General features: G+C 66.5%; 14 protein-coding genes. 6 read left to right on the forward strand and 8 right to left on the reverse strand.

Annotated elements, in window-relative coordinates:
• The first annotated feature begins 65 nt into the window (after positions 1-65).
• Genes OSH10_RS01010 through OSH10_RS01020 form a run of 3 tightly spaced genes read left to right on the forward strand, consistent with a single transcriptional unit; the run spans position 66 to position 3326 of the window.
• Positions 66-539, forward strand: coding sequence for a MarR family winged helix-turn-helix transcriptional regulator (locus OSH10_RS01010; protein ID WP_266329586.1), 474 nt, complete (start codon positions 66-68; stop codon positions 537-539).
• A complete protein-coding gene (locus OSH10_RS01015; RefSeq protein WP_266329587.1) occupies positions 536-2227 on the forward strand; it encodes an MFS transporter in 1692 nt (563 codons plus the stop codon). Before OSH10_RS01010 ends, OSH10_RS01015 begins: the two co-directional genes overlap by 4 nt.
• A 25-nt stretch (positions 2228-2252) precedes the next feature.
• On the forward strand, positions 2253-3326 hold the full coding sequence (locus OSH10_RS01020) for an HlyD family secretion protein (protein WP_266329588.1): 1074 nt from the start codon (positions 2253-2255) through the stop codon (positions 3324-3326).
• Between the two features lie 102 nt (positions 3327-3428).
• Here the strand turns inward: OSH10_RS01020 and OSH10_RS01025 are convergent, their stop codons facing one another.
• From OSH10_RS01025 to OSH10_RS01060, 8 genes are all read right to left on the reverse strand, one after another.
• Positions 3429-4529 (reverse strand): sulfite oxidase, encoded by a 1101-nt coding sequence (locus OSH10_RS01025; RefSeq protein ID WP_266329589.1) that lies wholly within the window; start codon positions 4527-4529, stop codon positions 3429-3431.
• A 92-nt stretch (positions 4530-4621) separates the two neighbouring features.
• On the reverse strand, positions 4622-5842 hold the full coding sequence (locus OSH10_RS01030; RefSeq protein ID WP_266329590.1) for an NAD(P)/FAD-dependent oxidoreductase: 1221 nt from the start codon (positions 5840-5842) through the stop codon (positions 4622-4624).
• 292 nt (positions 5843-6134) lie between these two features.
• Positions 6135-7133, reverse strand: coding sequence for an ABC transporter ATP-binding protein (locus tag OSH10_RS01035; RefSeq protein WP_266329591.1), 999 nt, complete (start codon positions 7131-7133; stop codon positions 6135-6137).
• Between the two features lie 63 nt (positions 7134-7196).
• Positions 7197-8249, reverse strand: a complete 1053-nt coding sequence (locus OSH10_RS01040; RefSeq protein ID WP_266329592.1) for a Gfo/Idh/MocA family protein — start codon at positions 8247-8249, stop codon at positions 7197-7199.
• Between the two features lie 50 nt (positions 8250-8299).
• A complete protein-coding gene (locus OSH10_RS01045) occupies positions 8300-9139 on the reverse strand; it encodes a carbohydrate ABC transporter permease (RefSeq protein WP_266329593.1) in 840 nt (279 codons plus the stop codon).
• An 8-nt stretch (positions 9140-9147) separates the two neighbouring features.
• A complete protein-coding gene (locus tag OSH10_RS01050; RefSeq protein WP_266329594.1) occupies positions 9148-10089 on the reverse strand; it encodes a carbohydrate ABC transporter permease in 942 nt (313 codons plus the stop codon).
• Between the two features lie 205 nt (positions 10090-10294).
• Entirely contained in the window at positions 10295-11563 is a 1269-nt protein-coding gene (locus tag OSH10_RS01055; RefSeq protein ID WP_266329595.1) for an ABC transporter substrate-binding protein, read from the reverse strand.
• A gap of 51 nt (positions 11564-11614) precedes the next feature.
• Positions 11615-12523: an N-acetylmuramic acid 6-phosphate etherase gene (locus OSH10_RS01060; RefSeq protein WP_266329596.1), complete on the reverse strand. Its 909-nt coding sequence runs from the start codon at positions 12521-12523 to the stop codon at positions 11615-11617.
• 303 nt (positions 12524-12826) lie between these two features.
• Here OSH10_RS01060 and OSH10_RS01065 point away from each other — a divergent pair, with 303 nt between their 5' ends.
• From OSH10_RS01065 to OSH10_RS01075, 3 genes are read left to right on the forward strand one after another with little or no spacing between them, the layout of a single operon-like run.
• Positions 12827-13732, forward strand: coding sequence for a BadF/BadG/BcrA/BcrD ATPase family protein (locus OSH10_RS01065; RefSeq protein WP_266329597.1), 906 nt, complete (start codon positions 12827-12829; stop codon positions 13730-13732).
• A complete protein-coding gene (locus tag OSH10_RS01070) occupies positions 13729-14493 on the forward strand; it encodes a GntR family transcriptional regulator (RefSeq protein ID WP_266329599.1) in 765 nt (254 codons plus the stop codon). Before OSH10_RS01065 ends, OSH10_RS01070 begins: the two co-directional genes overlap by 4 nt.
• Positions 14494-14515: 22 nt before the next feature.
• On the forward strand, positions 14516-15541 hold the full coding sequence (locus OSH10_RS01075; protein ID WP_266329600.1) for an SIS domain-containing protein: 1026 nt from the start codon (positions 14516-14518) through the stop codon (positions 15539-15541).
• The last annotated feature ends 99 nt before the right edge of the window (positions 15542-15640 follow it).

Raw genomic sequence — 15640 nt, forward strand, 5'->3', positions numbered from 1 at the left:
AGCCTCTCGACAAATCGTAAGGCACGCCATATATGTATCTTAATACAATGTACGAGGCGACTGTTATGGTAAGCTATGAAAATCGGCCCAAGACGTTCCTGGGGCGGCTATCGCAGGCGAGCCGCGCCATGCGCACCTGTTTCGATGCCGAATTGAAGACGCTCGACCTGACGCTGTCGCGCGGCCGGCTGATGCTGCACCTGGTGTCGGCGTCGCATGTCGTCACCCAGTCGGAGCTCACCGACGTGCTGGAAGTCGAGCATCCCACCATCGTGCGACTGCTCGATGGTCTCGAACAGTCGGGTCACGTCCAGCGCCAGCCGCTGCCGGGCGACCGCCGCGCCAAGGCGGTGGTCCTGACGGCGGAGGGCCAGGCCGTCGGCGAGCGCGTTCTGCGCATGACCGATACGCTGAGCGAGCACCTGCTGGAGGGAATTCCGCCTGAGGACATCGACGTGGCGGAACGGGTTTTGATGGCTCTGTCCGACAATCTCGGCCGGGCGCTCGCCAGGGAAACGGAAGCCGAGCCGATATCATGAGCCACGCGATCGCCCTGGCGCCGCGGCCCGAGGCAGAAGCCCGGGCGGAGCCGAAACCCGTTCCCGTCCAGAAGCCCGCCGCCGTCGCCCCACCGGCCCCTCCGGCCGCGCCCGCCTTCGTGCCGATGCCGCCCCTGCGCGCCGCGATCTACGCCGGCGCCTCGCTCCTGCTTGGCCTGACGCAGGGCCTCGGCCTCAATCTCGTCAGCGCCAATCTGACGGGCCTGCAGGGTCCGCTGCACGCCACCCAGATCGAGATCGCCTGGCTGACCGCCGCCTACATGGCCACCAACATCACCGGCACGATGCTGCTCTACAAGGTGCGGACCCAGTTCGGCCTGCGCCGCTTCGCCGAGATCGGCCTCACCATCTACGCGCTGGTCACCATCGCCCACCTGTTCAGCAACGATCTGCGCTCGGCGCTGGCCGTGCGCGCCGTGATGGGGATCGCGGCCGCGCCGCTCTCGACGCTTGCCTTCTACTACATGCTCGAATGGCTGCCGCCGGCCCGCAAGCTGACGCTGGGCGTCACCTTCGGCGTACTGGGCGGCCAGCTGGCCGTGCCCATCGCCCGCGTGATCTCGCCGGACCTGCTGGAGCTCGGCGACTGGCACGGGCTCTATCTGATCGAGGCGGGCCTCGCGATGCTGAGCCTTGCTGTCATCTACATCCTGCCGATCACCCATCCCCCGCGGGTGAAGGTGTTCGATCGCGAGGACTGGATCAGCTTTCCGCTGATCGCAGCCGGCTTCGGCTCGACCGCCATCATCCTTTCGGTCGGTAGGCTCTACTGGTGGTTCGAAGCGCCCTGGATCGGCGTGCTGCTCGCCGTGGCTATCGCCTCGCTGACCCTCGTCGTCATCATCGAATGGCATCGCGCCCATCCGATCATCGACCTGCGCTGGCTGTCCTCCTTCGACATGCTGACGCTGACGGGCTCGCTCCTGCTGTTCCGCTTCCTGCTGTCCGAACAGTCGGTTGGCGCCATCGGCCTGTTCAGCTCGATCGGCATGCAGAACGAACAGCTGATCCCCCTGTTCACGGTCATCCTGGCGGCAACGCTGGCGGGCTATCTGTTCACCGCCTGCGTCATCAGCCCGGCCAACGGGCCGCGCCTGCATCTGGCGGCGCTGATCCTGATCGCCGTCGCCGCCTGGCTCGATTCGCGCGTCACCAACCTGACCCGGCCCGAGCAGTTCTATGTCAGCCAGGCCATGGTCGCGTTCGCCGGCGCGTTGTTCCTGCCGCCCGCGCTGCTCGTGGGCTTCGGCAAGGCAATCGCCAAGGGGCCGATGGGCATACTGAGCTTCCTCGTCGTCTTCCTCGGCACCCAGAGCATGGGCGGCATCCTCGCCTCGGCCATTCTCGGGACCTTCCAGACGATGCGCGAGAAATTCCATTCGAGCGTCATCGTCGAACACCTGACCTTGCAGGATCCGCTGGTCGTCCAGCGCATCCGCGCCTATGGCGCCGCCTATTCCAGGGTACTGCCGGATCCGGCGCTGCAGAACGCGGAAGGCGTCGTCACGCTCGGCAAGCTGGCCAGCCAGGAGGCGAGCATCCTCGCCTACCAGGACATGTTCCTGCTGATCTTCTACGTCGCGCTGGCCGGCATCGCCCTGCTGGCCGCCCACACCGCCTATGTCCGCTATCGCACCAACCGCCTCGCCGCCCTCGCCCCGGCCTGACGGCTATCAGAATCGAGTGTTCATCATGCAGATCCAGTCGATCTTCAAATCCAGAACCACCCTCGCCGCGCTCGCCGTCGGCATTCTCGGCGTACTGCTTGTGCTCTATTCCTGGCAGCTGCCGCCCTTCGCCTCGTCGGTGCAGACCACCAACAACGCCTATGTCAAAGGCCAGGTGACGCTGCTCAGCCCGCAGATCCCCGGCTACGTCGTCGCCGTCCCGGCGCAGGACTATATGAGCGTCAAGAAGGGCGACCTGCTCGTCCAGATCGACGACCGCATCTATCGCCAGCAACTGGCCCAGGCCGAGGCAACCCTCGTCCAGCAACAGGCGGCGCTCGCCAATTTCGCCGAGAACCGCCTCGCCAGGCAGGCAAGCCTCGACCTCGCCAAGGCGCAGCTGCAAAGCGCGCAGGCGGGATTGGAGAAGGCCGAGCTCGACGACAAGCGCACGGGCACGCTGGTTGATCGCGGCTTCTCGACCCAGTCCTCCGGCGACCAGACCCGCGTCGCCCGGCTGCAGGCGCAGTCGACGGTCGCGCAGGCGGAAGCTTCGGTGAAGATCGCCGAGCAGAACCTCGCTCTGGTCGATGCCGGGAAAAGCTCGCTCGAAGCTGCCGTGGCCGGCGCCGAGGCGGCGGTCGAACTCGCCCGGATCAACCTGGGCAATACCCGCATCGTCGCCCCCGTCGACGGCAGGCTGGGCGAGGTCGCGGCCCGGCTCGGACAATATGCAGCCGCCGGCACACAGCTGACCTCGATCACGCCCTCGAAGACCTGGGTCATCGCAAATTTCAAGGAAACCCAGCTCGCCCATGTCGAAGTCGGCCAGCCCGTCACCTTTACGGTGGACGGTCTCGGCGACGTCGAGCTGAACGGCCGCGTGTCGCAGATCGCGCCCGCCGCCGGTTCGGAGTTCAGCGTGCTCAAGCCCGACAACGCCACGGGCAACTTCACCAAGATCGCCCAGCGCATTCCGCTGCGCATCGAGATCGATGGCGGCCAGCCCGCGGCGGCGGATCTGCGCCCCGGCATGTCGGTGATCGTCAGGATCGACACCGCCGACAAGCCGCTGCCGGCCCTGGCTTCGGCGCAGTGACGACGGGCGTCCGGCAAGGGACGCCCGATTTCACCCCGCGTTGAGGGAGAGGCAACCGAGACGTGTGCGCTGGACGGCCGCGAGCCCTTGTGTGCGCGCGTCTCAGCGCACGGTGACGGGAATGGCCTGCGCCATGTTGTTGCCGACGCCGAACCAGTTCCAGTTCGGCTCGATCGGCTGGATATTGCCGGCGGCATCGATCGCCCGGCAGGAAAGCACGTGCTCGCCCGGCTCGGCATCCCAGAGGCAGGTCCAGCGCCGCCAGGCGAATTCCCCCTGCGGAGCATCCAGATCCGCCGCGGTCCAGCCGCCATCGGCCCCGAACTCCACCCGTTCGATCGGCGCCTCGCCCGACCAGGCCCGCCCCTCGATCCGGCACGGCCCGGCGCCCAGCGTGCGCTTGCGCGTCAGAAAATCCGGATCGCCCGGCGGCACCAGCAGCGCGCGCGGCCGGATGCGCTGCACCGGCACGCCGGGATCGTCCGGGCTGCTTCGATAATGGTAGTTGATCGCCTGATAGTAACCCTGGAACGGGCGGTTCACCGCCTCGATCCGGCTCAGCCATTTGACGCTGGCCATGCCGTACCAGCCCGGCACCAGCAGGCGCAGCGGGAAGCCGTGCTGCGGCAGCAAGGGCTGGTCGTTCATCTCATACGCAAGCAGGATTTCCTGCCGGTTGGCATAGCCGACCGGCAGGCTGCGGGCATAGTCCAGTTCTTCGCCCTTCTCGAAACCATGGTCGGCGCCGGTGAAGACGATGTCGACGGCGTCGTCGCGAACACCAGCCTCCGCCAGCAGGCCGGAAAGCGGCGTGCCGGTCCACAGCGCCGTGCCAACCGCCTCCGTCACCCAGGGTTGGCTGACCGGCCGTGGGTGCAGCCGCGAACGGCCATTGCCGGCGCATTCAAGCGTCACCGGCAGCGACACGCGGGGCCGCGACCGGATGTCGTCCAGGGAAAGCTCAAGGCGGCGCGCGACGGCTCCCTCGATCGATAGCCGCCAGTCGGCGGGATCGATCAGCGGAATATCAAAATGGATCAGCAGGTAATGCAGGCCCGCCGGCGTGATGTCGTAGCGGAGCGCCTCGAGCGGCATGGCGTGGTTGCGCGCCGCGAGCTGCAGCTCCTCGACCGTCAGCGGACCTTCGGTCGGCCCCTTGGGAAGCGAGGGGCCGCCAGACGTGGAATGCAGCGTGTTGGACATGCGCGCCCTCATGAGCAAAGCGTTGCGACAAGCTACCGTCTGTCGCAAAACCTAGCATGAAACCGGGGGCGGCGTCAGATAGGCCGGCTCCCTCAGCCGGCCAGAACCAGCTTTTTCAGATCCACGCTTTCATCGGCCGCCACGGCCTTGTCGAGCTGGAAACCCGAGCCCAGCATGCGGCGGCCCAGCATGTGATCGCCGGCGCGGTTGACCGAGTCGATCGCGACCAGATCGTCATCGCGGTAGTGGAACACCGAGAACGAGCCATCCTCGGGCCTGCCGCGCAGGACGCTCGAATTGGCGTCGTTGGAAAGCCCGACCATCTGCAGCTTGGCGTCGCCCTGATCCGACCAGAACCAAGGCACGGCGCGAAAGGCTTCGCCCTTGCCGAGCAGCGCCGCGACGCCGGTCTTCGCCTGGTCGACGGCGTTCTGCACGCTTTCGAGCCGCACCGAGCGACCCAGCGCCCAATGATGGAACGACACCGCGTCGCCGGCGGCGACGATGCGCGGATCGGAGGTGCGCATCGCCTCGTCGACGACGATGCCGTTAGCGACATGCAGGCCGGCAGCCTCGGCGAGTTCGACGTTCGGCACCACGCCGACGCCGACGATCACCGTGTCGGCGGGGATGCGCTCGCCCGTCAGCGTCTCGACGGCGACGGCCTGCCCGTTCTCGCCGATGATGCCGTGGACCGGCGTCTCCAACCGGATCGTCGTGCCCATGGCGCGGTGCAGGTCGAGGAAATAGCTCGAAATTGCCGGCGCGACGACGCGGCCCATCAGCCGCGGCGCGGCTTCCAGCACCGTCACGGTCTTGCCGAGCAGGCGCGCGGTCGCGGCCAGCTCCAGGCCGATGAAGCCGCCGCCAACCACGACGACATCCCTCGCCAGCGCGAAGCGCCGCTTAAGCCGGCGCGCATCCTCGGCGGTGCGCAGCAGGAAGATGTTTTCGAGATCGATGCCCGGAACCGGCGGCACACGGACGCGCGCGCCGGTCGCCAGCACCAGCCCGTCGAAGGGCAGGCTCTCAGCGCCGAGGCGCACCAATCCGGCATCGCGGTCGATGGCGGTCACTTCCGAACCCAGCACCAGGTCGACGGCGTTCTTCTCGTAGAAGGCGGCCGGGCGCAGTTCCTGCAGCTCGTCGTCCTCCGCCTTGATGAAACCCTTCGAGAGCGGCGGGCGGTGATAGGGGATTTCGCGTTCGGCCGAAACGAGCGTGACATTGCCGTCAAACCCGTCCGAGCGGAGGCTCGCCGCAGCCTGTGCGCCAGCATGGCCGCCGCCGATGATTACGATGTTCTTGGTCATGTCACCCGCCAGTCCGATTCCGCGCGACACTCGCACCGGGGGCCGGTTCCGTGCAAGGGGCGGAGGGTCCGGAAAGGGGTAGGAAGCCCCTCACCCTGTCGGCAGAACAGGACACAATGGTCCCAGCCATCCTCCTTCTTGAACCTCCCCCTTGAGGGGAGGTCGAAAACGCGCTTCGCGTTTTCGGGAGGGGGTATCGTGCTTACTGCATTGGTGGCTCGAAAAAAGCTCCCTCCCCAAGACCGCAAGCGCGGTCTTGGCCCTCCCTCGAGGGGAGGGTTCAGGCGCAGCCTCAAATCGCCCGGCCATCCTTGTCGAAGCGGTGGATATGCGCCTCGTCGGCCGCGAGGCCGACGGTCGCCCCGACCTCGAAATCCTCCTGGCCGACGATGCGGACCGTCACCATGTCGGCGCCTTCGACGGCGACATAGACGAAGGTGTCGGATCCGAGCTTCTCGAGATGGCTGACCTTGCCTTCCCAATTGCCGCCGGTCGGCACGATGCGAACGTGCTCAGGCCGGATGCCGATCGTCGTGGCGCCCAGCTTTTCCGCTGGCGCGCCGGTGAGGAAATTCATCTTCGGCGAACCGATGAAGCCGGCGACGAACAGATTGGCCGGCTTGTTGTAGAGATCGATCGGGCGGCCGACCTGCTCGATCTTGCCGGCGCTCAGGACGACGATCTTGTCGGCCAGCGTCATCGCCTCGACCTGGTCATGCGTCACATAGATCATGGTTCCGCCCAGCAGGCGGTGCAGATTGGCGATCTCGATGCGCGTGTTGACGCGAAGCGCCGCGTCAAGATTGGACAGCGGCTCGTCGAACAGGAACAGTTTTGGCTGGCGCACGATGGCGCGGCCGATGGCGACGCGCTGGCGCTGGCCGCCGGAAAGCTCGGACGGCCGGCGGTCGAGCAGCGTGTCGAGATGCAGCATCTTGGCAGCGGCCGCGATCCGGCGCTCGATCTCGCTCTTCTCGACGCCCTCCTGCTTCAGCGCCAGGCCCATGTTGCCCTTCACCGTCAGGTGCGGATAGAGCGCGTAGCTCTGGAACACCATGGCGATGCCGCGCTTCGCCGGCGGCGTCACGTCGACATTCTTTCCGGCAATCGTCACATGGCCGGAGGTCTGGTCCTCGAGGCCCGCGATGATGCGCAGCAGCGTCGACTTTCCGCAGCCTGACGGGCCGACGAAGACGACGAACTCGCCCTCGGCGACCTCGAGATCGACGCCGCGGATGACGTCGGTCGATCCGAAGCGCTTGGTGACGTTCTGGAGGGTCAGTGCGCTCACGGGCTTATCCTTCGTGATCGTTGGCTGAGCGGCGGCCCAGGAAAACTCTGTCGATATGCCAGGTCACAGCCTCACCACCCTGCCCTCGCGCATGCTTACCTCGGCGGCCAGCGCGATTTCCAGCGAGGTGATGGCGTCCTGCATGTGGCGGGTCAGGTCGATATCGTCGCGGATCGCCTTCAGCAGATAGGCCTGCTCGCGGTCGCAAAGCGCCTGGTGGCCCGGCTCATCCTCGGTCGAGAACCACTCATCGGCGCGCTCGAACGAACCATCCGCCTTGAGTTCGGAATGATGGACGCGGATGCGCGCCGTCTTGGTGTGGGTGTCGACATCGTCCGACTTCGCGCCCTCATCCATGACGATCGAGACGGCGCCCTTCGGGCTCATGACGTCCTTCACGAAGAAAGCGGTCTCGGAGATCATCGGGCCCCAGCCGGCCTCGTACCAGCCGACCGAGCCATCCTCGAAGATCACCTGCAGATGACCGTAATTGACCTGCGTCTCTGCGATCTCGCTCGAGAGACGCACGCCCATGCCGCGAACCTCGACCGGCCGGGCGTCGGTGATCTGGCACATGACATCGACATAATGGACGCCACAATCCACAAGCGGCGACGTCGTCTGCATCAGCTGCTTGTGGATGTGCCAGCTCGGACCCGACGACTGCTGGTTCAGATTCATGCGCATGACGAAGGGCGGGCCGAGCTCGCGCGCCTTGGCGATGAAGCCGATCCAGGACGGGTGATGGCGCAGGATGTAGCCGATGACGAGCTTCCTGCCCGTCCGCTTGGCCGCCTCGACGACCGAACGCGCCTCGGCGGCGCTGGCCGCCAGCGGCTTCTCGACGAAGACATGCGCCCCCGCTTCCATCGCCGCGATCGCGAAGGGCGCGTGGCTGTCGGTATAGGTGTTGACGGAAACGACATCCGGCTTCAGCGCCAGCCCCGCCTCGAAGCTCTCGACGCGCGGATAGGCGGTCAGTTCCTCCGGCAGGTCGACCGCGGAGCGGTTGTACATGCCGACGATCTCGAAGCCCGGATTGGCGTGATAGGCCAGCGCATGGCTGCGCCCCATCTGACCGAGGCCGGCGACGAAAACGCGAAGGGGACGTGTCATGGGTCAGCAACCTGCCATCAGAGAGAACGGGCCGGATTCCGGCGCAAGAGTCACTTCACCGCGCCGGCGGTGATGCCGCGGATCAACTGGCGCGAGAAGATCAAATAGAGGACCAGCACCGGCAGGATCGCCAGCGACAGCGTCGACAGCACGGCGTTCCAGTTGGTGACGTACTGGCCGATGAACATCTGCGCGCCCAGCGTCACCGTCTTGGTCGCCTCGCTCGGCGCCAGGATCAGCGGGAACCAGAGGTCGTTCCAGATCGGGATCATGGTGAAGACGGCGACCGTCGCCATGGCGGGCCGCACCAGCGGCAGCACCAGGCGGTAGAAGATCGTGTATTCGGAGAGGCCATCGACCCGGCCGGCATTCTTCAGATCGTCCGAGACGTTGCGCATGAATTCCGACAGGATGAATACCGCGAGCGGCAGGCCCTGCGCCGTATAGACCAGGATCAGCGCCGTCAGCGTGTTGACGAGGCCGGTCGCGACCATACCCTGCAGGATCGCCACCGTGCCGAGCCGGATCGGTATCATGATGCCGAGCGCCAGGTAGAGGCCCATCATCAGATTGCCGCGGAAGCGGTATTCCGACAACGCGAAGGCGGCCATCGCGCCGAACAGCAGCACCAGGAAGATCGAGACGATGGTGACGATCAGGCTGTTCTGGAAATAGCCGAGGAAGTCACCCTGCTTCAGCACCGTCTGGTAGCCGATCCAGCTGAAGGTGGTGGCGTTGGGGAGCTGAAGCGGCGCGGAAAAGATCCCGGCGCGCGTCTTGAACGAGTTGGCGATGACCAGGAAGATCGGGAACAGCGCCAGCAGGGTGTAGCCGCCAAGCGCCAGATGGACGAAGCCGGAACGGGCGAACGAAGAACGTGCTTTCGACATGGCCCGCCTCAGAACTGGTAGCGGCGGATGCGCCGCTGGATGACGAAGAGATAGAGGCTGACGCCGGCCAGGATGATCAGGAACATCACCGTGGCGATGGTCGCGCCCATCGAGCGATCGCCGACCTGCAGCTGGAAGCCGAAGAAGGTGCGATAGAGGAAGGTGCCGAGAATGTCGGTCGATCCGTCCGGCCCGGCCAGCGCCCCCTGCATGGTGTAGACAAGGTCGAAGGCGTTGAAATTGCCGACGAAGGTCAGGATCGAGACGATGCCGATGGTCGGCAGGATCAGCGGCAGCTTGATCTTGAAGAACTGGGCCCAGCCGGTGACGCCGTCGCATTCCGCCGCCTCGATCACCTCGTCCGGGATCGACAGCAGCGCCGCATAGATCAGCATCATCGGGATGCCGATGTTCTGCCACACGGAGACCAGCGACACCGTGATCAGCGCGCTGCCGGGTTTGCCGAGCCAGGGCCCGAAGAACGGCTTCAGCCAGACCAGATCCATCAGGAAGGGCGCGACGCCCCAGATCGGCGACAGGATCAGCTTCCAGATGAAGCCGACGATGACGAAGGAGAGGATGGTCGGCAGGAAGATCGCGGTGCGATAGAAGCCGCGCAGGCGCAGGACCGGCAGGGACAGCAGCGCCGCCAGCGCGATGCCGATCGGGTTCTGCACCAGCATGTGGATGACGAAGAAGACGAGATTGTTCTTCAGCGCGTTCCAGAACGAGACCGACCAGCGGTCATCGCCGAACAGCACCTTGAAATTGTCGAAGCCGACGAAGATCGACTGGCCGTCCTGGACGTTGAACAGCGACAGCCGCAGCGTCTCGATCAGCGGCAGGATCATCACGGCGGTGTAGATCAGGACGGCCGGCGCCAGGAATACGGCGATATGCCAGCGAACGGGGCGCTTGGCGACGGCGTCGGTAGCATCGATCGTGGTCATCCCGGGCCATCTCTTTCGCGGCTTGGAAAGCGTTCCGGGCGCATGCGGCGTCCGGAACGTCGGTCTCGAAGAAAGCCCCTCACCCCACCCTCTCCCGCAGGCGGGCGAGGGCTTTTCGTCCGGCGCCTCGCATCAGCCCGGAGACCGATCGGTGGCGCCCCCTCTCCCGTTCAAGGGAGAGGGTCGGGGTGAGGGCCTTGGTCCCTTACTGCGCGGCCGGCTTGTACCAGGCGTCGAGGCCCTTCTGCAGCTTCTCGGCGGCGACCTGCGGCGTGTCCGTGCCGTTGATCACATTGGCCGATTCCGTCCAGGTCTCGTTCTCGAGGTTCGGCGTGCCGCGCGACAGGATCTGGTAGGTCGAGCGGATCGTCGGCTTGCACTTCTCGCGCCAGGAGACGAACTCCTCGGCCAGCGGGTCCTGCATCTTCACCGGCGTCGAGGACAGGCTGAAGAAGCCCGGCAGCGCGTTGGCGTAGATCTCGGCGAACTCGGGCGACGCGACCCAAGCGAGGAACTGCTTCGCCTGTTCCGGATGCGCCGTCTTGGCGTTCATGCCGATCGCGAGATCGGTGTGGTCGGAGATGTAGCACTCGTCGCCGGCCTTCTTCACCGGCGGCGGGAACGCGCCCATCTTGAACTGGGCCTGCTGGTTGAAGCCCGAGATTTCCCACGAGCCGGCCGGATAGATGGCGGCGCGGCCGAGCGTGAACAGGTTCTGGCTGTCCGGATAGGTCTGGGCCTCGAAGCCGTCGCCCATATAGGGCGCCCACTTGGCGAGCGTCTCGAAGGGCTCGACCCACTGCGGATCGGTCAGCTTCTGCTTGCCGGCGATCAGGGCGAGACGGCCCTCTTCACCCTTCCAGTAGTTCGGGCCGATGTTCTGGTAGCCCATGGTGGCGGCTTCCCAGAGATCCTTGGTGCCCATGGCGAGCGGGATATAGGTGCCGTCGGCCTTGATCTTCTCGAGCGCAGCGAAGAATTCGTCTTCGGTCTGCGGCACGGCGATGCCCAGCTTGTCGAAGGCTTCCTTGTTGTAGATGAAGCCATGGATCACGGCGGCGACGGGCACGCAGAACGCATCCTTGCCGTCATCGGTGATCCAGGCGGACTTGGCGACGGACGAGAACTTGTCCATGCCGTCGACGTCGTTCAGCGAAGCGAGCTGGCCCTTCTGGAACAGCGCCAGCGACTTGTCGAACGGACGGCAGGTGATGATGTCGCCGGCCGAGCCCGCGTCGAGCTTGGCGCCGAGCGCCGCGTCATATTCGGTCGGCGCGGACGGGGCGAAGTTCAGCTTGATGCCGGGATGCTTGGCCTCGAAGGCCGGGATCAGCTTCTCCTGCCAGATCGGCAGATCGTCATTGCGCCAGCTTTCGATCGTCAGCGTGACGTCCTCGGCGAAGGCCGGGGCCGCGAAGCTCGCGCCGATCGCCGCGACCGTCGTCGCAAGCAGGGTCTTCCTGAGATTGTTCATGAAATGACTCCTCTCTGGTCCGTGCCGCCGCGTTGGTGCGGCCGCATCGGGTTATGCGGTTTCGCGTGTCCCAAGCGCAGCGAGCGCCGCGCGGAGATTGCCCTTGTGGGCTGCGAGCAGTTCCTCGGCGCGGGCGGCATCCGCCGCCCCGGCCGCGATCAGGATGGCGGGCTTCACCTCGCCATCGGCGGCATCCAGCGCCGCGATGCCGGATGTCTCGTCGACTTTGGCGATCCGCGCGATGATGCGGGCGGCGCGGCCGCGCAGCTTGGCATTGTCGGCGCGGACATTGACCATCTGCCCATCGACCACATGGCCGAGGCGGATGGCGATCATGGTCGAGAGCATGTTGAAGGCGGCCTTCTGCGCCGTGCCCGCCGCCATCCGCGTCGATCCCGCTAGCACTTCCGGGCCGGAATCGAGGAACACGGCGATATGGGCATGGGCGAACAGCGGCGCCGAGGCGTTGCAGGCGATCGCCACGGTGGCGGCGCCCGTCTTCCGCGCCGCTTCGAGGCCGGCGACCGTATAGGGGGTCGAGCCGCTGGCGGACGCCGCGACGACGCAATCGTCGGGTCCGAGCCGTGCGGCCTCGATGTCGGCAACGCCGAGTTCGGCGATATCCTCCGGCCCACCGGTCAGCGTCTCGGTCATCGCCATGCCGCCGGCCATCAGCACCAGGATCTGGCTCTGCGGCACGCTGAAGGTCTGCGGGATTTCAAGCGCGTCGACCAGGGCGAGCAGGCCCGAGGATCCGGCGCCGAAATAAACGAGGCGCCCTCCCCTGGCGAGGCATTCTGCCGCCCGTTCGGCGGCGGCGGCGAGCGCGGGAATGGCGCCACGGACCGCCATGGCGCCGCGAACCTGCCCTTCGGCCAGGGCGGCGAGCGCGTCGGCGGTCGGCCAGAGATCGATGCCCTCGAAGCGGTCTTCCACCACTTCCGTACGCGGCATTGCCATGAAACCAGCATCCCCCATTCACGTCATCGAGAAACGATACCAACAAAGTACCATTGCGTCCAGACGGCAAGACCACACTCGCCCCCACTTTTCCAAGAGCAGCGACGCAAATCGATTTAATCCAGTAAATTCAAATAGATGATACCTATTGCCTTATTTTTACTCCCATAAGAACCATGATACCATGGTCTGAAGTGGTATTCGGACTTCCCAACTGGATTCAATTTGGTATTATCGATAGCGGCATCCGGATCGGGCCTTCCGGCGGCCTGCAACCTCGCATTTCGGCTCGAAGCGGGTGACATGTCCGGATCGATAGCAAGGGCTGGTCAATTGATTCTGGTGGGCATCGACGGTGGCGGAACCCGCTGCCGGGCCCGCGCCCGCTGGCCCGACGGCACGCCGATCGGCGAATGCGTCACCGGCACCGCCAACATCCTGGCCGGCGTCGAGACGGCGCGGGACAACATCGTCGCCGCCGTCGAGGGCGCCCTGGTCGCGGGGGGATTGAGCGGCGCGGATCTCGGCCGCTGCCTCGTGGGCCTCGGCCTCGCCGGCGCCAACATCCCGGATCTCTCCGAACGCTTCCTCGCCTCCGACCTCCCCTTCGCCCGCACGGCGCTGGAAATGGATGCCTGGATCGCCTGTCGCGGCGCCCATCCCGACGGCAATGGCGCCATCGCCATTCTGGGCACCGGCACGGCCTATGTCGTCCAGACCGGCGGCGTCTTCGTCACGGTCGGCGGCTGGGGTTTCCAGCTCGGCGACCAGGGCAGCGGCGCCTGGCTCGGCCATAGGGCCATGCGCCAGTCCGTGCTGGCGCATGACGCGCTGGTGCCGTCGACCGGCCTGACGGATGCGCTGCTGGCGCAGTTCGACGGCAAGCCCGACCGCATGGTGACCTTCTGCAAGACGGCGCTGCCGCGAGACTACGGCACCTTCGCCCCGCTGGTGTTCGAGCGCGCCGCGGCCGGCGACGCCATCGCCTTGGCGCTGCTGGCGGAAGCCACCCACGACATCGAAGTGGCGCTGAACCGGCTCGTCGAACTGGGCGCGGCGCGCATCAGCCTGCTGGGCGGCCTCGCGCCGCTCTATGCCGAGCGGCTCTCTCCCGGGATCGCCGCCCATGTCGCGCCGCCCACCGGCGATGCGCTCGACGGCGCGCTGGTCCTGGCCGCGACGCTGCTTCCCGCCGGGGTGTCGGCATGAGCGATTTCCTCTTCGCGCCGGACCACCTCGCCGACGAAGAAGGCGGCCCGCTCTATTTCCGCCTGCAGACGCTGATCCGCGCCGCGATCTCGGATGGGCGGCTGCCGGCCAACGCCGCGCTGCCGCCCGAGCGCGACATGGCGAGTTCGCTCGGCGTCTCGCGCGTCACGGTGCGCAAGGCGATCCAGGGCCTCGTCGCCGATGGCGTGCTGCGCCAGCGCCACGGCTCCGGCACCTTCGTGTCGCGCAGCGGCGGCCGCGTCGAGCAGCCACTGTCCCGCCTCTCCTCGTTCACCGAGGATATGAAAAGCCGCGGCCTCGTGCCCACGGCAAGCTGGATCGAGCGTTCCGTCGGCATGCCGACCTCGGCCGAGGCGATGATCCTCGGCCTCGCCCCGACCGAGCGTGTTTCGCGCCTGCACCGGCTGCGCCTCGCCGACAACGAGCCGATGGCGATCGAACGCGCCGTCATCCCGGCCCGGATCCTGCCCGACCCGATGATCGTGACCACCTCGCTGTATGATGCGCTGACCTCGGTCGGCATGCGCCCGGTGCGCGCCGTGCAGCGCCTCAACGCCGAGAATGTCAGCAGCGCCGATGCCAGCCTGCTCGGCATCGCCGCCGGCTCCGCCGCGCTGGCGATCGAGCGCATCTCCTATTTGCCGGATGGCCGCATCGTCGAGTTCACGCGCTCGCATTATCGCGGCGATGCCTATGATTTCGTAGCCGAATTGAACCTGACCGAAGCGCCGCAGCGCTAGGGCTGGAAAGAGGAACACGACGATGACCACGACTTTGATGCGCGCCGAGATCGACGAAGCCCCGGCCGCCGTCCGCCGCCTGCTGGAGCAATCCGGCGATGCGATCCGCGAGGCCGGCGCGCGCCTGCGCAGCCTGGATCCCAAGGTGATCGTGACCGTGGCGCGCGGCTCGTCCGATCATGCCAGCGCCTTCTTCAAATATGCCTGCGAGATCACCACCGGCGTGCCGGTCGCCTCGCTCGGCCCCTCGATCGCCTCGATCTACAAGACGCCGCTGCATCTGCCCGGCGGCGCGGTCATCGCCACTTCACAATCCGGCAAGAGCCCGGACCTGCTCGCCATGGTCGAGGCCGCCAAGCAGGGCGGCGCCGCCAGCATCGCTCTCGTCAATGTCGAGGACGCGCCGCTCGCTTCGCTGGCCGACATCTTCGTGCCGCTGCGCGCCGGTCCGGAAAAGAGCGTCGCCTCGACCAAGTCCTACATCACCTCGGTGGTCGCCGGTCTCGCCATCCTCGCCGAATGGCGCCAGGACGAAGCCCTGCGGGCCGCCATCGCCGCCCTGCCCGACAAGCTCGACGCCGCGCTCGAATGCGACTGGAGCGAAGCGCGCGACATGGTCGTCAACGCCTCGTCGCTCTATACGCTCGGCCGTGGTCCCGGCTTCGCGGTGGCCCAGGAAGCGGCGCTGAAGCTCAAGGAAACCTCGATCCTGCATGCCGAGGCCTATTCCGGCGCCGAATTGCAGCACGGCCCGGTGTCGCTGGTCGATGAGAACTTCCCGCTGATCGCCTTCATCCCCGACGACGCGGCATCGCCCAGCATGGTCGCGACCGTCTCGGCGCTGCATGCGCGCGGCGCCAAGGTGTTCACCGCCACCGCCGCGGCGATCCCCGGCCCGCGCCTGCCGATCGCCCCCACCGGCCATGCCCTGACCGATCCGGTTTCGATCGCCCTCTCCTTCTACCGCTTCGCCGAGACGGTGGCTGTCGCCCGGGGCTACAACCCCGACAAGCCGCGCGGCCTCAACAAGGTGACCGAGACGGTCTAGGCGGATTCGCCTTCCTTCACCTCTCCCTGGCGGAGAGGTGAAGAACAACAGGCCGGCGCCTCGCGTTGCCGGCCTTGCTATCCATTCCGCCAACACGGA

The sequence above is a fragment of the Kaistia defluvii genome, assembly GCF_026343955.1.
Lineage (GTDB): Bacteria > Pseudomonadota > Alphaproteobacteria > Rhizobiales > Kaistiaceae > Kaistia > Kaistia defluvii.